At 51.6% G+C, this 21,422-nt stretch carries 13 protein-coding genes; all 13 read left to right on the top strand.

The features are described 5' to 3' along the window. Nucleotides 1–212: 212 nt before the first annotated feature. Nucleotides 213–1,547, top strand: a complete 1,335-nt coding sequence (locus ACFQ88_RS02760) for an ABC transporter substrate-binding protein (protein ID WP_379451590.1) — start codon at nt 213–215, stop codon at nt 1,545–1,547. A 98-nt stretch (nt 1,548–1,645) separates the two neighbouring features. Beyond that, nucleotides 1,646–3,913, top strand: coding sequence for a heparinase II/III domain-containing protein (locus ACFQ88_RS02765; RefSeq protein ID WP_379451592.1), 2,268 nt, complete (start codon nt 1,646–1,648; stop codon nt 3,911–3,913). Between the two features lie 533 nt (nt 3,914–4,446). Next, on the top strand, nt 4,447–5,466 hold the full coding sequence (locus tag ACFQ88_RS02770; protein WP_379451595.1) for a sugar phosphate isomerase/epimerase family protein: 1,020 nt from the start codon (nt 4,447–4,449) through the stop codon (nt 5,464–5,466). Between the two features lie 97 nt (nt 5,467–5,563). Beyond that, the gene (locus ACFQ88_RS02775; RefSeq protein WP_379451597.1) at nt 5,564–6,292 is read left to right on the top strand and encodes an SDR family oxidoreductase; all 729 of its coding nucleotides are present in this window, start codon (nt 5,564–5,566) and stop codon (nt 6,290–6,292) included. 763 nt (nt 6,293–7,055) lie between these two features. Continuing rightward, nucleotides 7,056–10,793, top strand: coding sequence for a rhamnogalacturonan lyase family protein (locus tag ACFQ88_RS02780; protein WP_379451599.1), 3,738 nt, complete (start codon nt 7,056–7,058; stop codon nt 10,791–10,793). A 435-nt stretch (nt 10,794–11,228) separates the two neighbouring features. Then, nucleotides 11,229–12,122: a helix-turn-helix domain-containing protein gene (locus ACFQ88_RS02785; protein ID WP_379451601.1), complete on the top strand. Its 894-nt coding sequence runs from the start codon at nt 11,229–11,231 to the stop codon at nt 12,120–12,122. Between the two features lie 26 nt (nt 12,123–12,148). Beyond that, complete coding sequence (locus ACFQ88_RS02790; RefSeq protein ID WP_379451603.1) at nt 12,149–13,963, top strand: sensor histidine kinase; 1,815 nt, start codon at nt 12,149–12,151, stop codon at nt 13,961–13,963. Continuing rightward, entirely contained in the window at nt 13,960–15,513 is a 1,554-nt protein-coding gene (locus ACFQ88_RS02795; protein ID WP_379451605.1) for a response regulator transcription factor, read from the top strand. The genes ACFQ88_RS02790 and ACFQ88_RS02795 overlap by 4 nt, the downstream gene beginning before the upstream one ends. Nucleotides 15,514–15,656: 143 nt before the next feature. Further along, the gene (locus tag ACFQ88_RS02800; protein WP_239634913.1) at nt 15,657–17,009 is read left to right on the top strand and encodes an ABC transporter substrate-binding protein; all 1,353 of its coding nucleotides are present in this window, start codon (nt 15,657–15,659) and stop codon (nt 17,007–17,009) included. Between the two features lie 124 nt (nt 17,010–17,133). Next, complete coding sequence (locus ACFQ88_RS02805; RefSeq protein WP_239634914.1) at nt 17,134–18,000, top strand: carbohydrate ABC transporter permease; 867 nt, start codon at nt 17,134–17,136, stop codon at nt 17,998–18,000. Further along, nucleotides 17,997–18,830, top strand: a complete 834-nt coding sequence (locus ACFQ88_RS02810) for a carbohydrate ABC transporter permease (protein ID WP_239634915.1) — start codon at nt 17,997–17,999, stop codon at nt 18,828–18,830. The genes ACFQ88_RS02805 and ACFQ88_RS02810 overlap by 4 nt, the downstream gene beginning before the upstream one ends. A gap of 390 nt (nt 18,831–19,220) precedes the next feature. Beyond that, nucleotides 19,221–19,862 carry an adenylyl-sulfate kinase gene (cysC, locus tag ACFQ88_RS02815; protein ID WP_379451608.1) on the top strand — a complete coding sequence of 214 codons (642 nt, stop codon included), beginning with the start codon at nt 19,221–19,223 and terminating at the stop codon, nt 19,860–19,862. Beyond that, nucleotides 19,859–21,289, top strand: coding sequence for a sulfatase family protein (locus ACFQ88_RS02820; protein WP_379451610.1), 1,431 nt, complete (start codon nt 19,859–19,861; stop codon nt 21,287–21,289). The genes cysC and ACFQ88_RS02820 overlap by 4 nt, the downstream gene beginning before the upstream one ends. The last annotated feature ends 133 nt before the right edge of the window (nt 21,290–21,422 follow it).

Genomic DNA, 21,422 nt, shown 5'->3' on the forward strand with positions numbered 1-21,422 from the left:
AATGGTTATGCAAATGCCCGGGATTACCAATATTTCCTGCATTGGAGTGAGCTCTATTCGACCCGTTTGATGCAGCAAGCAGTGCCCCCATCATGACTTGACCTCAAGCCGATTGTCTTCCATGATTCAACATCTTCAAATGAAGCATGAAAAACTCGCAGATGAAAAAGAGAATGGAAAGATCAACAATATCATATTGAAGGGGTAATCTTATGACCAAATCCAGCACTTTCCGGTTCAAGCAAACTCCGGCATATCTTGTTGCCGCATCTCTGCTTATGGGGATGGTGTCCGGCTGCAGCAGCCCGAGCGCCACGGCACCGGAATCGGAACCGGCCAAGCAAACGGCGGAGAACAAACCGCAGACTCCCGTCGAGCTTACCATGGCTCCGTATTTTCTGAATATGACGGATGAAGAATTCGATCAGATTATGATCAAGCCGTTGAAGGAGAAATATCCGCACATTACGCTGAAGATCGTAAGAGACGATATCACCAAGCTGGTGGCGGCTGGTCAGACTCCGGACATTGTGTACAGCGCGAACTCCAGATTTTCCGTGCTTCAGGATTTGGATATTCCTTCGGATCTTAGTTCCTTTGTGAAGTCCAGCAAAATGGACTTGGCCAAATTTTCGAGCCCCAATATCGATTGGATTAAAGAGCTGGGACCCAAGGGGGAAATTTACGGTATTCCTTTCGCGCTGAACCAGATGGCGCTGTTTTATAACAAGGATTTGTTCGATAAGCGCGGGGTACCGTATCCAAAGGACGGAATAACGTGGGAGGAATACGTCGATCTGGTGAAAAAAATGACGTACAACGACGGCGGCGTGCAATTTCGTGGCAGCCTTCCGCCGAATCCGGAGTTTATCGCACGGGTAAGATCGATGTCTCTGGTCGATGCGGCCACCAATAAAGCGCTCATCAACAATGATGCGTTCAAATCCGTGTTGGAGAGGGTGCACGAATTTTATCAAATTCCCGGGATGGTCGTCGACGGCAAGATGCCGCCGAATCAGGATAGCTTCGTGAAGGATCAGCAAACGGCGATGTATTTGAACTGGATCCCGGATACGCTCGGCTTCATTCAGAAAGCAGGAACGCAGCTGAATTTCGACCTGGTCGGAGCTCCGGCCTTCAAGGATAAGCCGGGGGTCACGATTGATCCAGGCGCACAGATGATGGTCATTTCCAAAACTTCCAAGAACAAGGAAGCCGCCTTCGACGCGATTCAGCTGTTTACTACGCCGGAGGTGCAAAAGATTTTGAATCGCTCCAGTCGTTTGACCGTTCTGGCCGACGAATCCATCAGGAAAGATTTCCTTGCCGACCTGCCTTTGACAAAAGATAAGAACATTCAAGGCGCCTTAAAAATCAAGCCTGCCAAAATGGCTCCTCCGAATCCGTATCATGTCATCGTGGCGGGGAAAGTCAACGCGGTCGTCACGAATCTGGCGACAGGCGCGAAGGACATCAACACGATCCTTAGGGAAACCCAGGAGGATGCGGATAAGGCCATTGAACAGGAATTGGCCAAGAAAAAGTAATTGCATTCAATAGATGGGAAGCAGTCAACCGGTTGAGGCGGGCTGCTTTTTAGCTTTACTCGAATTTGTAAAGGGATAGGACAGGGGGAAGCAAGAACATGGAGCATGGTAAGCAGCATCCGTACTTATATTTCGATCGTTCATGGGTGGGCACCTTTGTTAAACGGTTGCGGCATGATGAAGCGCTTCAACGGGAGTGGACCGGCTTCGTCACTCAGGCGGACGAGCTGCTCAAGGAGACTTTTGTCGATGAAGCCTACGCAGACGGGGAGGATTCCCAGCATGGCCGTTACGGCCCTCCAAGCGAGCAGGTGGCCAGAATGGGAACCGTGCTCGGCCTTGTATTCCAAGTGACGGGGGATCTTCGTTACGGCGAAAAGCTGAAGAGCGCTTTGCTTCACTATAGCGGCTATAACAAATGGTTCGGGAAGGGGTTGCTCCGAAATGATCCGCCGTGGCATTCCGAGCTGAATACATCGCGCTTCTGTCACGGTTTTGCTGTAGGCTACGACTGCATCTATGACATTCTGAGTGACGAAGAACGCAGGCTTGTGCGCGGAGCGTTACTCGGACTGGGCGTTCTGCCAACGCTTAGGGATTGGGTGTTTGCCGAAACCCGAATTCATACGCTTGATTCGATGGGACACAATTGGTGGGCGGTTATGATCGCGTTGGCCGGTGTAGGCGTACTGGCGGTGCTGAAAGAGGAAAAAGAGGCGGAGGGCTGGCTGGAGGAAATCGTCCGCATCTTCCCTGAGTATTTCCTGTACAAAGGGAGCGTACTTGGCGGCAAAAGCCCGAACTACGATGAAGAAGGCGCGTTCTACGAAAGCGTCAACTATGCCAATTACGGATTGTACGAATACTTGGTATTTCGTCTTGCTTTGCAAGAAACACGCGGGTATACCGGTTTCTCGGATATTCCGATGCTGGAGAAGGCGGGGGATTTCTTCCTGCATACCACTTATCCGGCATCCGAAAGGCCGCTGACCGTCAATTTCGGTGACGGCCACATTCATAATGGAGGCGCACAAGCAGTGAAGCTGCTGATGGCGAATGGATGGGGCGATGCGCGTTTGCGCTGGTATGTCCAGGAATGGAAATCGCCGGTCGGTTTCTATGACATCATATATTATGACCGGATTTGGACGGGGAAGGCTGAAGCACCGTCATGCGACCATGCTTCGGTGATTTATCCCGAGATCGGTTGGGCGGTGATGCGTGACGGCTGGAAGAAAGACAGTACGCTTCTGGCAGTCAAGTCGGGCTTCACCTGGAATCATGCCCACGCCGATGCAGGCTCCTTTGTGCTGTACCATCATGGGAAGCCGCTGCTGATCGATTCCGGGAACTGCTCGTATGGCCGTCCGGAATATCAAGGCTATTACATGCAGAGTGTAGCTCACAACGTAGTGCTGTATAACGGCAAAGGACAGCCGGTACAAGATATAGCGCGAGGGGTGAAGGAGCCCGGGCAAGTATACCACCTGGTGGATCACGAAGGCCTGCGCTATGTGTATGCCGATGCGACAGGGCCGACCTCGCTCCATTTTTCACGGAATTACCGCCATTTTCTGTGGGTGGAAGACGTCATGTTAATCATTGACGATATTCGGACTCATGAGCCGGGTACTTTGCAATGGCTGCTGCATTATGAGGGGGAAGCGATACCGCTGTCGAACGGACACCTACGCATTCAAAATGGCGAGGCGGAAGTTACGGTGCAGCATTTATTCCCGAGCGAGCTGAAGGTAAAGGAAAAAGAGGGATTGGCCGATCATGCTCCGGATACGAAAGTGAAGTATTTATCTTATGAAACGGTGCAGTCGGGATTGGATACCAAATTCATTACAGCGATCGCTCCGGTTGATCCTGACCGCAAGGCACCGGATGTCACAGTCACAGAAGGCGATGAAGTAATCCGTGTACGGATCGAAGGCGGAGGAAAACGAACGGACGTGCATCTAAACCTGCGTGCCGACGGGCGAATTATGCATCGAAATTGCATTCGGACCTGTGATGGCTGGGAGACGGACGCTTATCTGGTTGCGCTGACGCGTCCGGCCGATTCCGACGCGAGTGACGGATCCGATATCGAGAGATGCTTCATCAGCTATGGCAGCTTCCTGCGCAGAGATGGCCGGCCGCTGTTCTCATCGATGTCGCGAGCAACGGCTTGCATCAAGCTAAGTGAGCAGGTGTTGTCCGTATCGATACAGGGACAGCCCTATATTCGAGCGGAGCTTCGTCCGCCGGTCATGCCGGCTGCAATAACGACCACCGGCAATGCGGAGCTGCTGTTGGATGAGAAAGGTCTCATCGCGATTCGCCAAATTACCGCGATGCCGGCAAGACGTCCGGGATGATGCGTCATGCGCGATCTTTCGTCCGTGTTCGTCATGCTCTGCCAAGCCCGACCTTAGCTCGAAGGAGAGCCTTCGCTTTCCGACAAGAGTTCAATCGCTAGATCCATTTGATTCGGGACGAGGCTGCATGAATCATTGCAGTCTCGTTTTTTATAACCGCAAATGGAAAGATAAAGTTCGGTAAAGCGATAAAGCGTATCGGAGATTTCCAATTGGCGATAAAAACTACCTTGCTTACGAAGCGAGTTTTGCTAGAGCAAAGCTTTAAGGTTGTTCATCCCTGAAATGCTACGATAGGAGTTTTTCTCATGTGAAATTATTCCGCAAACAAATGAAATTGATGATGCAAGAAAATGGTTGACATAGAAACCTTTCTCACTTAACATAAAATTACAGAACAATGTATTAACGTTAATACAATAAATTAATGCAATAATGAATTCAAACTTGTGCAGACACACTAACATCCTGGTTTTTCATCCATACATCCAGTACGTAACCATTGAATTTATTTTGGAGAAGGAGTTGTTATTATGAGTAACGGGCAAGAGAATGTTCAAGTATACGAACCGGTTCCAACCAGCCGCTATTTGGCGGATCATCCAAGAGGGTCTTATTATACCGGGGATTATAAGCTCGGCCTTAACTTCTACAGCTTCAGCCATAATCTGAACTCTTGGATGAACGGCAGCACGGACGGAGCGCCTCCGATCGACACGATGCAAGTGATCCGGTTTGCAAAAGACGCGGGATTCGATGCCGTGGATGTAACGTCGTACTACATTCCCGGGTATGACAATGCTTCGATGCCGACCAAATCAGACCGTGAGATCTTTGAGTATGCCGCCAATATCAGAAAGCTGTGCGAGGAATTGGGAATCGCCGTCAGCGGAACAGGAGTAAAGAACGATTTTGCCGATCCGAGCCAAGAGAGACGTGAGCTGGATGTGAAACGAGTCAAATATTGGATCGATGTAGCGGCTGAGATGGGAGCTCCAGTCATGAGAGTGTTTAACGGAGCTGTACCGCAGGATATCGAAGCTCATGGCTGGGAAAAGATAGCCCGCGAAAGGATCGTTCCTGCACTTCAGCAATGCGCGGAGTACGGGGCGAGCAAAGGGGTTGTCGTCGGCATGCAAAATCACGGAGATATGGTGTGCACAGCCGATCAAGTGATCCGAATTTTGCAATGGGCGGATCATCCTAATCTGGGGCTGATCAACGATACCGGATTTTTCAGAAACTTCCGTGATCGAACGGGTCTTGACTACGCCTGGTATGACGATATCGAAGCAGTCCTTCCTTATACCGTCAACTTCCAGGTGAAGCGAAAACCGGCCGGGGCGAACACCGATGCTCTTATCGATCTGGATGAGCTGTTTACCCGAATTCGTTACAGCAGCTACCGGGGCTGCATTCCGTTGGAGACCTTGTGGGTGAACGGGGACGCGAATCATCCCAAAGATTTGAACGAGCCGCCATTCGGACAGGTTGCCGATTTTCTTAACCAAATAAGAGCTGCATCGGAGCGTACGAAAACGAAGTCGTCCTAAACGGAGGAGCAAATGGCAAGTGATTGAACTAAGAGGGAACTTTCGATGCCAATACCGCTATGCGGTAAGCGGACTAACTTAAACGAGGTGCGTGCAGGTGGATTTTACCGGAAAGGTAGCTGTAGTTACCGGAGCAAGCTCCGGAATAGGTCTGGCAGCCGCCAAAATGCTGAGCAAGCATGGAGCCTATGTCATCTCGCTGGCGAGAGACGAGGGCAATCTGAGGAAGTCGATCGATTCCATCGAGGCCGATGTGAGGAAGAACATTACCGGAATAGCAACCGATGTCAGGGACGAGGCTTCCGTCAAACAAGCCATAGAGCAGACGGTATCCATGTATGGGCAAATCGATATATTGATAAATGCGGCCGGCGTAAGCATGCCTGGAAAGCAGCTGCTGCAAGAAATTGAGCTGAAGCAATGGCAGCGAATCATGGAAACGAATCTGACCGGGACGTTTCTAATGAGCCGAGAGGCGCTGCTGCGGATGAATGAAAGAAATTCCGGCTATATTATCAACATCTTGTCGACGGCCGCTTTTCAAGCTGGCGGCGGGGACAGCATTTATTCCGCTTCCAAATACGGCGCAAGGGCATTGACGGAATCGATGATCTCGGCCAGCCGCCGTTCGGGAGTTCGCGTCTCGTCCATCAGTCCGGGCGCTGTCGATACTAACATATGGAGCCACAAACTAGAGCCGGTGTCGCAGGAAAGCCGCGATACGATGCTGAAACCGGGCGATATAGCGGACATTATTCTGTTTTTATTAACCCGCCCGCGAGCCGTTCATATCGATAATATTACGGTTACTTCTTGGGATCGATGAATTGGTAGACAATGGCAGTTTCAAGCACAGCCCGCGAAGAGCGGGCTTTTGTTTGTAGAGTAACCCATTTACCCGAATGATTATGGAAAGGATGCATGGGGGCTTCTTCCGGAAGAGCGCAAGCGACTGCCTTTGTTTTCAGAAAAACTTATAATAAGCGATAAGTTTAGATTTTCTGAAAACAACAGCGAGCGGAGGGTACCTCACCGGGGGGACCTGCAGAATCTTCAAGATCATGGGTTCCTCTCCACAGGAGATACTGCTGAAAGGGGAGGAATAAGCTGCCCATAAATTTGCAAGCGGGCTATCGGACACAGGATCCGCTATTCCTTGAAATTCTGCTTCTTTTACAGAGCGATCGGACAGTGAGTCCGTTATTTGCTAATTTTTCAAGCGAAAATAGTGTAATTTGGCCCAATAAAGGATCTCAAGTCCGATCACCATAGATAAAGCGCCATTTTGGGTGAAATAACGGATCCACGGTCCACAAGTTATTCGACAATGCTCAACTTTGCTGTGTCCCGATGCGTCCCCCCAACATCATCATCAGTCTCTCACAAGCTCAAGCCCGCGAATAGCGGGCTTTTTTTCTTGTTATAATCTCGGACTAGCCGTCTGCTCCATCCTAAGTAAGACAAAAAAATGAAAGTTTGGAAATGAACTCCGCAAACTTGCGTAAAGATTAGGCTTCAGTTGATATGCTATGCTGAAAGCGCTATCAGGAGTGGACATCATTAGCACCCTTATGAATGGAGGAGAATGTTTGTACAACTTTAAAAGAGGCTTATCCGCATGGATGGCTGCCGTACTCTCTGTCAGCCTGATCCTCGGGTCCGGAGCGTCCGGTTCGGGACAAGCGGAAGCCGCAGCGGCGCCTTCCGGATCGAAATTCGACTTCGGATCGGATACAAGTCCGGTGGCGGCGGGCTATACCCGGGTTTCCAACACCATGATTTACAGTGCGGCACGGGGCTACGGGTTGGACAAGACGGTGAATAACCGGGATCGGGGCACCTCGGATCCGCTGCTGCGTGATTTTGTACTTGCATCCGATTTTGCTTTCATGGTCGACTTGCCCAATGGGGAATATTCCGTTCACGTCATCGCAGGGGATGATATCGCCTCTAACAAAACCGAGGTGAAGATCGAGGGTGTCTCCTACGGCACCTTGACCTCGTCCACCGGCAATTATGCCGAGCTGACCAAGACGATCCAGCTAAACGACGGACAAATGACCTTCCAGTTTAGCAAGGACGGCCGGGTCAATGCGATTGAAATCACACCACAGAAGGCGCCGACCGGACTAACCGTAACCTCCGTAACGTATGCGCCGAATCCTTCGGTGGGGCTCGTATGGGATGCCGTTTATGGCGCGTCTAGCTACAACATTTATAGACAAACAGATGGCGGTACGGACTTTACCCAATTGGGGACTACTGTTGAGCCGGCTTATACGGATACAACGGTTCAACTTGGCGGGACCTATCAATACAAGGTCACACAGATGATGCTGCAAAATATCGAATCCGCTGCCAGCGCCCCTGTGACCGTAACGGTTCGCGATACCTCTGTTCCGGTACCTGCTGCACCGACAGGCCTAAACATAACGGATTCCACGAAAACGAGTTTGACGCTTCGATGGAATTCTGTGCCTTCCGCGCTGCAATATCGGGTACTTCGTTCCCTAACCCCCGAGGGACCGTTTACCGAAGTGGGGACGGTATCAGCGGCAGGGTATACGGATCAGGACGTATTTACGACGGTACCTTACTATTATCAGGTAAAAGCAGTCAGCTTGGGCGGAATGTCCGGACCGTCGGAGATTCTTGCCGTACCGGCCATGACGAAGCTGACACGTCAGATGGAGACGCTAGACCGCAGTCCGGTTGCCGTCAAGGTTGACGGCGGCGTCTACGCGGGGTGGAGGCTTTTCGGAACCGATGCCAAGGATATTGCCTTCAATCTGTACCGGAATGGCCAAAGGATTAACCAGGAGCCGATTACCGGAAGCACGAATTATTTGGATGCCGATGGAACGGCAGACTCCGCCTACGAAGTCCGTGCTATCCGTAATGGAACGGAAGATCCATACGGCGAGACCTTTCAGGTATGGGGCCAAAATTATATGGATGTCCCGCTCCACAAGCCGGCTGACGGCGTCACTCCTGCCGGAGAGGCATACACCTATCGGGCCAACGACGCAAGCGTTGGCGATCTTGACGGCGACGGAAAGCTCGAGCTGGTAGTGAAATGGGATCCTTCCAATTCCAAGGATAATTCCCAGTCCGGTTATACCGGCAACGTGTACTTGGATGCTTACAAGCTGGACGGGACCAAACTATGGCGAATCGATCTTGGACGCAATATCCGCGCCGGGGCCCATTATACGCAGTTCATGGTATATGATTTGGACGGAGACGGCAAAGCCGAGGTCGCTTTCAAGACGGCTGACGGCACCGTTGACGGCACGGGTCAAGTGATAGGGAATGCGAGCGCGGATTACCGCAATTCCAGCGGGTATATTTTGAGCGGTCCGGAATATTTGACTATTTTTAACGGCCAGACCGGGCAGGCATTGTTCACAACAGATTACGATCCGCCGAGAGGCAATGTCTCCAACTGGGGGGACAATTATGGGAACCGGGTGGACCGCTTCCTGGCAGCCGTTGCCTATCTGGATGGAGAACGGCCGAGCCTCGTCATGGCAAGAGGCTATTACACACGCACCGTGCTGGTTGCTTACAACTGGCGCGACGGCAAGCTGACCAAGCTGTGGAAGTTCGATACGAACGATCCGGGCAACTCTTCCTACACCGGGCAGGGCAATCATAATCTGTCCGTTGCGGACGTAGATCAAGACGGCAAGGATGAAATCACTTACGGCGCTATGGCCATTGACGACAACGGAACGGTCTTGTATTCGACCGGGCTGGGACACGGGGATGCGATGCATCTAGGCGATTTGGATCCGAGCCGCCCGGGGATGGAGTATTTCGGCGTCCACGAGGAATATCCGAATCCTGCGGGTATCGAGTTCCGCGATGCGAAGACCGGCAAGCTGATATGGGGCGTTCCTACGAATTACGATGTAGGCAGAGGCATGTCCGCCGACATCGACCCCCGTTATCTAGGGGAGGAGATGTGGACTTCCGGAGAGTCCGGCGGCGTGTACACTACAACCGGTCAGAAAATCAGCACCTCCGTGCCGTCGATCAATTATGGCATCTGGTGGGACGGGGACTTGCTGCGCGAGCTGCTGGATCACAAATGGAGCGATCCGATCGGCGTCGGCAAAATCGATAAATGGGATTATACCGTCAATAAGTCCGTAAATGTGTTGATGGCCACCGGTACGAATTCGAATAATACGACCAAGGGCAATCCTTCTCTTCAGGCCGATTTGTTCGGAGACTGGAGGGAGGAAGCGGTCTGGCGTACGGAAGACAGCAGCGCGCTGCGGATTTACACGACGACCGATGTGACCTCTCATCGATTGTACACCCTAATGGATGATCCGGAGTACCGATTAGCCGTCGCTTGGCAAAACGTCGCGTATAATCAGCCTCCGCACCCGAGCTTCTATCTGGGTGAAGGTATGCCGGAGCCGCCTGTTCCATCGATTCAGCGCATTCCGTTGAAGGTGGCGGCCATTTCCGTAACGGCGCCGGCCTATGAAGTCGAAGCAGGCCGCAGCCTCCAGCTCCGGGCGCAAGTATTGCCTGCAGCCGCTGAGAATAAGTCGGTAGCGTGGAGCGTACAATCGCAGGACGGTACACCTTCGACGATTGCATCCATTGATGCGAACGGCGTGCTGCGAGCTGTTGCGCCGGGAACGGTTCAAGTGAAAGCGGCAGCCACCGATGGATCCGGGATTGTTGGAAGTGCAGCCGTTACGATCGTTATTCCTGACGGCCCTGCAGCAGGAGCTCCCGCCAAAGGCGTCCTGTCCAGCGATAACGGGCATGATACGGGTATTTTGGACGGCAGCTACAAGATTACGATGAACGTATGGTGGGGAAATAACGGAACTATTTACAAGCTTTACGAGAATGACCGTCTGATTGAAATCAAGACGCTTTCCGATCAAACGCCGAATGCCCAAGCCGTTACGAGCACGATCACAGGCAAGCCGAACGGAACCTACCGCTATACATGCGAGCTGATCAATCGGCAGGGTACGACCCCATGCGATCCGATTTCCGTACAGGTAACCCAATCCAATCCGGGCAAAGCGGTGCTGTCCCATAACAATTGGGACGGCGACGGCAGCTACGACATTCAAATGAATATGTGGTGGGGGACGAATGCGACCACCTATAAGCTGTACGAGAACAATGTGCTTATCGATACTCAGACTCTTAAGAGCGCTACCCCCGCAGCCCAAGCGGCGGTAACGAAAATTCAAGGCCGCAGCGCCGGAACGTACGAGTACATCGCGGAGCTGAGCAACGAATCGGGCGTATCCCGCTCGGAGGCCGTCAAGGTCAAGGTATCCCCGTAAAAACCTGACTAGAAGGAGCTTAGACCAAAAGCAAATGCTTGATCGCTTTTGGCTAAGCTTCTTTTTTACCACATAGGAAAGTTTAAGTTCGGTAAAGCGTATCGAAGATCTTTTCTTTTGGCGATAAAAACACCTCGCTTACGAAGCGAGTTTTGCTAAAGCAAAACTTTAAGGTCGCACATCCTCGAAGTACTCCGATAGGAGTTTTTCTCATTTTCAAACCAAGGAGGAGAACGACAAAATCCCTGCTTTTTTGCGTACAAATAGGCTATAATTATGTCTGAATCGACCATGATGCACGGCAGCGGTTGCCGTATGATGAATATAAGGGCTGCATACAATGGGGAGAGCCCATGAAGTCTGTTTCCGCAAGAACAACGTGACTGATGCTTTCGAAGGAAGGTTTACTTTGTAAGACTTGAAGGAGGTTTTCCCATGGAAAGACAGTTGCACAGCAGCCAATTTATTAAAGAGCAGTCGTTTCCATTCTGGATTCGGCGTTTTTTTCACGACCATGATCATGTTCCGCTGCTGCACGGCCACGACTTTGTCGAGCTGGTCTATGTTGTGCGGGGAGAGGCGCAGCATGTATTCGAGGGTAATTTCTACGACATCCGTTCGGGGGACGTATTCATCATCAATCCGGGCGAGGTGCATACATACAGCATTAATCCTGGCAAAGAGATCGAAATCATCAACTGCCTGTTCATGTCGGATCTGATCCAGGGCAATTGGTTGCAGGATTTAGGCGTTACCCAGTCGATGGACTATTATTACGTGCATCCTTTTCTGGATAAAAAAGAGCGCTTTCATCGCTGCCTGAACTTAAACGGGCATGATGCGACGCGCACCCAGTTTTTGCTGGAGACGATCATTCATGAATTTGAGAACCAGCAGCCGGGCTATGAACCGCTCATTCGGCTCCAGATGGTGGAGCTGCTCATCTTGCTGTCCCGTGCTTACCGGCAGGCCGAGGGCCAGAGCGGCAGAGAGCATGTTCGCAGCAGCGCGAAGCAGCTGCTTGTCCGGCGCATTTGCGGTTATTTGGAGCGCAATTACGATAAAAAGATCAGCATTCCGGACCTGTGTGAGCTGTATAGTATAAGCTCCCGGCAATTGAACCGGATTTTCAAGGAATCGCTCGGGATGACTGTCGTCGATATGATTCACCGCATTCGTATCGAACGGGCAAAGCACCTGCTGCTTGAGACGGACGAGAAGGTGATCACGGTTGCTGGGCGTGTCGGATACGAGGACCCGGCGTTTTTCAGCCGCTTGTTTCACCGTGAGGTGGGCTGTTCGCCCGGCAAATACCGGGAATCGACCTGAGAGAAACCGGGGGGAGTCCTATGCGTATGCGTCATTGGAATGACCGGATGCTGAAGACGAAAATGTTCATTTCGTTCTCCGTCGTCTCCTTGTTCATCGTAGGAATCACCTGCTGCATCTTTTATTACAAAAACACGAACGACAGCAAAGCGCAAACGTTCTCTTTATCGAACATTATTTCCAAGCAATTTTCCGAAATGATAGATCTGTACATGCAAAACGTCGAAGAGCTATCGCTTGCGATCTCTATCGATCCTTCCATTCAGAGTATCCTGTTCGACTTCTACAAGGAGTCGGATCCAATCAAAAAAGAGGTCGTAGGCTACAAGCTCAATCCGATCCTGTTCAATTTCTCCTATCCGAAGCCTTACGTGCAGAGCATATCCATCTATTCGTTGGATAGCCACCTATATCAATACTCGAAGCTGGTTGACCCGAGGCCGAGAATGCTATTGACACTGGATCAGCTGCAGCAATTCAAAAGCACGCTTAACAGCAATGCCTTTGTTATTATGCCGGTTGACGAGGACGATCAGCATAGGGAGAAGGCGGTGTCGTTCGTCCGCAAAATTACGAAAATCCCCACCCAGACGATCATAGGCTTTGTGAATATTCACATCAATGTCAACGCTTTCAAGATGGTGCTGGCCAATACCAATGCCAATGAGCTGGAGCACTCAATGCATGTGCTGATTGTGAACGACGAAGGCAGAATCATCTATGAGAACGGAAGCAGCGGCAGCACAGGCGGCGAGCAGCGGTTTGAGTTCGACCGGACTGCCTCCAAAGGCGAGCTGCGCTGGAAGCAAACCGACTTTTTGTATACGGCCGTAAAATCCGGCTATACCGGGTGGCATACCGTGATTCTCATCCCGAAGGATGTACTGCTGCTTAAACAAAAGCGGATTCAAGATATCGTCCTGCTAGTAGGCGTCCTCACTATGCTGCTTATTGCAGCGGTTTCCTATGTGCTATCCCATCACATCACATTGCCCTTAAACAAACTGATGCGGAATATGTCCAGAGTCGAGCTGGGCGATTTCAGCCATAGAATGGAGTACGCCGGACGCAACGAGCTCGGGAAGCTGAGCCGGATGTATAACCATATGCTGGACAGCATCTCCCGGTTAATCCATGAAGCATACGAGTCGAAGCTGGCGGAGAAGAACGCACAGCTGTCGGCCCTGCATGCGCAAACGAACCCTCACTTTTTATACAACACCCTAAACATCATGAAATCGATCAGCCGCCTAAGAGGCATTGAGGAGGTAGCCGATATATCCGAGTCGCTTGCCGGCTTGTTCCAATACAGTATGAAAAATATCCATCAGCCGGTAACGCTGCAGGAGGAAATCGACCATATACGCAACTATTTTACGATTCAGCAGCACCGGTTCGGGAACCGGATCCAGCTGCAATGCGATATTCCTGAGCATTTGCTCCAGGCGTCAGTTTTGAAGCTAACCGTACAGCCATTGGTGGAGAACGCGTTTAACCACGGGCTGCGCAAGGTGAAATCGGGAGGCTGCATTACGCTCCATGCGGCGGAATCCAAGGGTGTGCTCACTCTTACCGTTCACGATAACGGGGAGGGGATTCCGGAGAAGACGATGGCTGAGCTGCAGCGGGCTTTCCTAATGTCCAATGCGCTGAATCCTTATAAGGGCGAAGCCCATGGTATCGGCTTGTTGAACATTCGCCAACGAATTCAGCTCTTTTACGGCAAGGAGTACGGGCTGCACCTAACCAGTTCATCGGGAAAAGGAACCTCCGTCTCCTTGACGCTGCCGTACCGGACCGACCTCAAGGAAAGCCATAAAGCCAGGGAGGCTGCTTTATGAATATTTTTGTAGTGGAGGACGAACGATGGGCATTGGCGGAGCTTGTGCAGCTGCTCTCCAGTTATGAGCCGGCGCACCGTATTATTGCTTTTGACAATGGAGATGATGCATTGGCTGCAGCGGAAAGTACCCGTCCGGATTTGGTGCTGACGGATATTAACATGCCCGGGATCGACGGACTGGAGCTGATCGAGCAGCTGACGAGGTTGGACTCGACGATCAAATGTATGATCCTGAGCGTTCACGATGAATTTGAATACGCCCGCCAGAGCATGCGGTACGGTGTCGGCGATTATTTGCTGAAGCCCGTGAAGAAAGAGGCATTGTATCAAGCGGTGGACAAAGCGATTGCGGTTATAGAGGAGGAGAACAGACGGAGGGAGGTCTGGTTTCACGGCAGTATTGCCCGATTGCTGTTAGCTGAGGAGACCGGAGGCGCGGAATCGGCCATTGAACGGGAAGTCAATCGTCAACGGTATGTCCTGCTGCTGCTAACCCTGGATAAGGGGGGACAGCAGGTATCAAGTCGGGAAGACAAAGACTACGGAGGGGGCTTCGATGCGGATAGGTACAAACGGGAGCTAGCAGACGTCGTCCCGCCTGCCGTTAAGATTCATGGTGTCGAGCTGGATAAACGGCACACGGTTTTGCTGATTCCCGTGAGCTCCTCCGCTGAAGAAGACAGGATACAGCACGCTGTATCGCGCATAGCCAATGGAATGAAGGGACTATGTACGGGGCATCCGTTCTGTGTACAAACAGGGCTTGCGCTAAAGAAAGAAAATCAGCCGCTTCGCGGAGTATATCTTCAGCTGAAGAAGTGTGTGGAGGAGCAGACGGTCTTCGGAATATCGACTTATGTAACATTAGGGAAAAAGCGGGAAGATGCGGATCTCTCAAGCATCTGGGACAAGGTGCGGATTATGGAGGTTCACTACAAGAAAGGCGAGCTTCAAAAGGGACAACGAACCCTCGAGCTCATTAATGCAGATCTGTGCCAAAAACAGGTGACGAAACGGCAGCTGAGGCTGTTCGTCCAGGATATGCTGTTCTCGCTAAAGTATCGGCTGCTGTCCACAAGCAGCGGGGTCGTGAGCCTTAACGATTTGCAGGAGGATTTGAAGCATTTGAACGAATGTGCGGGTTATGACGAGCTGACCGTCTGGCTGAAGGAGAAGCTGCTTGACCTGTATTTCGGAAGGGACAGCTGCGACAGGAATCCGAAGGAGCTTGTGCCTTTACTGCTTCAGTACATTCATGCGCATTATCAGGAGAACATCTCGCTTCAGCAATTCGCAGTCGATCATCATATCAGCATGGGTTATATGTCCCGCATGTTCAAGAGCCAGACCGGCACAACCTTCTCCGACTATATTGCCGCTTACCGTATTCAAAAGGCGAAGGAGCTGCTGAGCGGTGGCATCGATCGGCTGCAGGTGGTCAGCCAGCTGGTCGGCTATGAAGACACGAAGCATTTCAGCACCTTGTTCAAGAAATTCGTAGGTCAAACCCCCATAATGTACGCCAAAGAGCATTCCTCCGACCAATAGGAAAAATTCCCCCCGTGAATCCGTACAATTCACATGTATTCACGTGCGTTGAAACCCCTTTACAATACAGATACAGCAAAGCCAAACCACGTGATAACAAAAGGGTCAAAGGCGAACGAGCCGGTAAAAAAGGAGGAACACAAATGAAACGATCCTCAATGTTAACGGTTATTACTTATGCTGCTCTTGTTTCAATGCTGGCAGCAGGGTGCAGCTCGACAAGTCAACCGACAGGCGGTACCGGGCAAGCTCCGAACGGAGGTGCAGCTTCATCCGGAGGGGCCAAATCAGGAGAGCCGACTACGCTCACGCTTCTGATCGGCTCAACAGGGACCCCGTATCCCGCAACCCAGGCGGTGGCGGCGGAGGCGGAGAAAAAGCTGAATATCAAAATCAAGTTTGATATTAAGCCGGACGGCACCGAAGGGGACAACCTGGTGAAGACGCGCCTCGCAACAGGTGAGATGGCGGATATTTTGTACTACAATTCCGGCTCGCTGCTTCAGGCGCTGAACCCTGAAGAGAACTTCGTCGACTTGTCGAAGGAGCCCTACATGGCTAATTTGCTCGATTCTTATAAGGAGACCGTGACCTCCAACGGGAAAGTGTTCGGTGTGCCGGGAGGCTCCTCCAATGTCGGCGGCATTTTGTACAACAAGAAAGTATATGCAGAGCTCGGCCTGACCGTTCCGAAAACATGGGCCGAGTTCATAGCGAACAGCGACAAGATCAAGGCAGCGGGGAAAACGGCCGTTATCGGCTCGTATAAAACCACTTGGACCTCCCAGCTGTTCGTTCTTGCCAATCAATACAATGTACAGTCGCAAGTACCGACGTTCGCCAAGGATTATACGGAGAATAAAGCCAAGTATGCCACGACTCCCGCGGCGCTTCGCGGCTTTGAGATGACCTCCGAGGTGTTCAAGAAGGGGTATTACAATAAGGACTTCCTCGCTACCACTTACGATACGGGCTTAAAAATGCTTGCCGAAGGCACCGGCGTCCAATACCCGATGCTGACCAGCGCAATCGACGCCCTGGCACAAAACTATCCCGATAAAGTCAAGGATATCGGTGTATTCCCGATTCCGAGCGACAACGCCAGCTTGAACGGCTTCACCGTATGGATGCCGAGCTCTTACTATATTAATAAGAAAAGCAAGAACATTGATGCGGCCAAAAAGTTCGTCGAGTTCCTCATCTCCCCGGAAGGGCAGAAAGCCTATATGTCCAAGAGTAAAGCGAACGGCCCTTATGTCGTCAAAGGGATTCAGGTGCCGGACGACGCGTTCCAAGCGGTCAAGGATATGCAGACATACTTCGATAACGGTAAGACGCTCCCTGCGCTGGAATTCATCTCTCCGGTCAAAGGGCCGAATCTGGAGAGTATCTTGATCGAGGTAGGAACAGGACAGAAATCGGCTGCGGACGGAGCCGCCGACTACGATAAAGATGTTCGGAAGCAGGCGCAGCAGCTCAATTTGCCGGGCTGGTAACAGCTGCCCCAGTCAGTTCTGGCAGCTCCTGATGCACTGCTTCCGATGAACCGATGAAGCTATGCCGGCCCTGCAGGTGTCCTGCAGGGCCGATTCCATCCGTAGATAAGAGGGAGGGAACCTGATGACACTGAGTCAAAAGAAAATGTATTCGTACTTGTTCTTGCTTCCAGCAGGTATTATTTACTTCGTGTTTTATCTGCTTCCGACGATCATGTCGCTATTTTTCAGTCTGACCCGGTGGACGCTGACCAAATGGCAGTTTATAGGCTTGGACAACTACGTCATGTTCTTCGAAGAGTCTTCGCTGAAAATAGGCTTCAAAAATACGCTGATCTTTGCTGTCGTCACGTGCGCGCTCAAGGTGATCCTCGCACTGCTGCTCGCTACGCTTCTGACTTCGTCCATTTGGTTTAAGGACTATTTCCGGTCGATGGTATTTTTCCCGACCTTGTTAAGTACGATTGCCGTCGGAATCGCCTTCAGCACGATGATGCACCCGACGCAAGGGGTTATCAACACCGCTCTTGCCGCCTTTGGCATTAACGGTCCGGACTGGCTGGGCAATACCAAGCTCGCGCTGATATCGGTCGCGCTGGTTGACGTATGGAAGGGCGTCGGTATTGCGACGGTCATCTATATTGCCGGCATTATGTCCATTCCGCAGCATTATTACGAGGCGTTGAAAATAGACGGCGGGAACGCCTTCCGCGCCTTTTGGCATATCACGCTGCCGCTCAGCAGGCCTGCTATGAATTCCGTCATTATTTTGGCCTTCATTGGCGGCTTGCGCACGTTTGACTTGATCTGGGCGATGACGAAGGGCGGGCCGGGCTTCGCGTCCGACCTTATTGCCTCGATTATTTATAAGCAGTATCAGGCGGGCTTTTACGGACTTGCGACGGCAGGCAATGTCATTTTGTTCATCGCCATTTCGGTCCTTGCGTTTCCGCTATACATGTTCTTGAACCGAAGAGAGGTGGACCTGTGAACCGGATCGTGCAAAAAACACTGGTCAGCGCTATTTTGCTGGTGTTGTCTACCGTCATCTTCTGGGTGCCGTTCTATTTCGTTATCATCAATTCCTTTAAATCTCCTACCAAAGCGGCCGATATGAATATGGCTTGGCCGGATTCGTTCCATATCATTGAAAACTACCAAGCGGTGCTGGCGGCAGCGGATCATATGCTGGTTCGCGCATTTTACAACAGCACGCTCCTGACTGTCTTGTCGATTGCGGGGCTGGTGCTGGTCAGCTCTTTGGCGGGGTTCGTGCTGCAGCGGAGAGAGAAGGGCAGGGGGGCAGCCACCTTAAACTTTCTCGTGTTGGCCGGGCTGATGATTCCGCCTGCCGTCGTCCCGACGATCTGGGTATTGAACTCCATCGGGCTGTTCAAGACGCTTCCGGGGCTCACCTTGGTTGAAATCGCACTGCATTTCCCTTTTTGCGCCATCCTGTACAAAGCGTTCACGGCGACGATACCGCGGGATATTGACGAAAGCGCGTTTATCGACGGGTGCGGCGGGTTCAAGCTGTTTACTCATATTATTTTTCCGCTGTTAAAGCCGGTTACTTCTACGATTGTCATCATTCAATCGGTCAGCGTGTTTAATGATTTCGTCAATCCGCTCTATTTTTTGCCGGGCTCCGAGAACGCTACCGTGCAGCTCACTCTCTATAATTTTATGAGCATGTACATAACTTCATGGAATTTGCTGTTCGCCGATGTGGTGCTGATCTCGATACCGCCGTTAATTTTATTCCTCTTCTTCAATAAAAAAATTGTCGCAGGGATGACCGCAGGCTCTGTCAAAGGATAGGCTGCCGTCCCTTTTCGTCCGCATCGACCATGCGAATGGCGCAATGCACAATGAAGCCGCTTGGAGCGCGAAGTACAATAAGGGCAAGAAGAAAGTTTTCTTACGAAAACTCAGGTTGTTGAGAAACCTTGTATTTTCGAAATGTTTGTAATAGGTAGGTGGGGATATACCTCGGAGGAGTTTACGTCCGCCTTTGAAACCTGTGAAAATACCGCTAATTCTAATCAGATTCATAGGTTTCAACAGCGGCTGGAGAGGTATACCCCACTGGAGTATACAATCAAATTTCGATTTCCTTTAGTTTCACAACAAGCTCAGTTTTGTACACAAAACTCAAGCTATGCTTACGAAGAAAGTTTTGCTTACGCAAAACTCTTAGGAGGAAAGTACATGGAAAGCTCCAGCGGTAGTGTACTTTGGTTTACGGGCCTTTCGGGCGCGGGAAAAACAACTACGGCAAATCAGCTGCACGAAAGGCTCACGAATGCCGGACGCAAGGTCGAGATGCTGGACGGGGACGTCATCCGCACGACGATAGGCAGCGGGTTGGGCTTCAGTCGGGAAGACAGGATGGAGAACATACGGCGTATCGCGTTTGTAGCGAATTTGTTGTCCCGCAACGGGATTGACGTCCTCGTATCCGCCATCACGCCTTATAGGGAGATGCGCGAGTATTTGCGCGAGCATGTCAAAGAATACGTGGAAATATATGTGAAATGTTCTCTTGAGCAATGCGAAGCCCGGGACGTGAAGGGGCTGTATGCGAAGGCAAGACGCAACGAAATTCAACAATTCACAGGCATATCCGATGTGTACGAGGAACCGGAGCAAGCGGACCTTATCATCGATACGCAGCATCAGCCGGTTGAGGCGAATGCTGCCCTGATCATGGATTGGCTTAGATGCAAGCGATGGGGAGCAGCCGAGAAGCTTGAAGAGAAGCTGGAACAGCAGCCGCAGCCGTTGATGACTCCGATGAAGGAGAGCTTGAGTCAAGAAAGAAATCGTTGGCAGGAGGGTGCCGCCGGATGAAAATCATCATGATTTCGCTGGATACATTGCGTGCGGATCGCCTCGGCTGTTACGGGTATACCAAGCCGACCAGTCCGCACATAGACAGGATCGCTTCGGAAGGCGTACTTATGGAGCGTGCGTACGCAGCAGATATTCCTACCGAGGTGGCGCATACCGCTATTTTTACAGGAAAAATCGGCTTGACGACCGGCGTCGTTTCGCACGGCTCAGATCTCTCGTACTTGCCTAAATCGGTGGAATGGCTGCCCTCCAAGCTGAAAGCCGCAGGCTTCAAGACTTGCGCGGTAGATAATTTATACAATCTGAAGGAATGGTTCGCCCGAGGCTACCAATGCTATCTGAACAGCTCGGGGAAAAAGCGGTGGATTGACGGACGCACCGTCAACGATTTGGCGCTGCCCTGGATCAGGGAGCATAAGGACGACGATTTCTTCTTGTTTCTCCATTACTGGGATGCGCATACGCCTTATTTGCCGCCGGAGTCCTACATTGAGCCTTTTTATGATAAGAACAGGGACCCCTACAAAGACGGCGGGTCCGGTATGTCACGGGCTTATGAGCACCCGGCGTACCCGTTCTTCAAGCATCATCATTACAAGCTGCTCGGGCCAATTACGGATGCGGAGTATATGAACGCGCTGTACGATGCCGAGATCCGTTATCTGGACGATATGCTGCGGGAGCTGGACGAAACCCTCGAGCAGCTTGGGATCAAAGAAGACACGCTGCTCGTACTGTTCGGCGATCACGGGGAGAGCTTGACCGAGCATGACATCTATTGGGATCATTGCGGGTTATATGAGCCGACGGTCCATGTGCCGGTCATCCTGAGATGGCCGGGGCATATTCCGGAAGCCGTGCGTGTGCAAGGCTTCGTCCAGCATGCGGACCTGCTGCCGACCCTTTTGGAAGCGGCGGCACAATCCGCTCCGTCCGGGCTGGATCTATCGGCGCTTAGAGTGCCGGAGGGGATTGACGGACACAGTCTTTGGCCCTCCATCAGAGGAGAGAGCAGCGGGACGATGGAGGAAGTGTTCTTGAGCGAATGCGCGTGGCAGGCAGCGAGAGCCATCCGGACCGAGCGCTATAAGCTGATCCGCTATTATGACCCGGGCATTTTTCAGCGTCCGGTTACGGAATTGTACGATTTGCTCGAGGATCCGGAGGAGCTGGTGAATTTGGCCGATTCAGAGCCTGAGACGGCGGAGGAGCTGGAATACAAGCTGAACCAATGGATTGCCCGCAAGCTGGCCGGCAGACCGGATCCGATGTTGAAGCAGATCCAGGATAGTCAGCTGCCGTTTCGCCGGCGAATCGAATCGATTCTTGGCACCGTAGGCTTAACGTGGGAAAGCTGGATCCAAAATCCCCACAGGGAACGCTATGACGCGCTGGATCACTCCCACACGGGTCACAGTTTATAGAGTAGATCGTTGTTCCGCCCGGGATTTGACTCAATCGACCCTAAGGTTGTCGCAATCGGCAATGTTATCATTTTCCAGGCGGATTATGATAGGTACAGCATCGTGGTTCACGGCTCACAAGGCAAGGCTTCGT

Source organism: Paenibacillus sp. NPDC056579 (assembly GCF_042793215.1).
Classification (GTDB): Bacteria; Bacillota; Bacilli; order Paenibacillales; family NBRC-103111; genus Paenibacillus_S.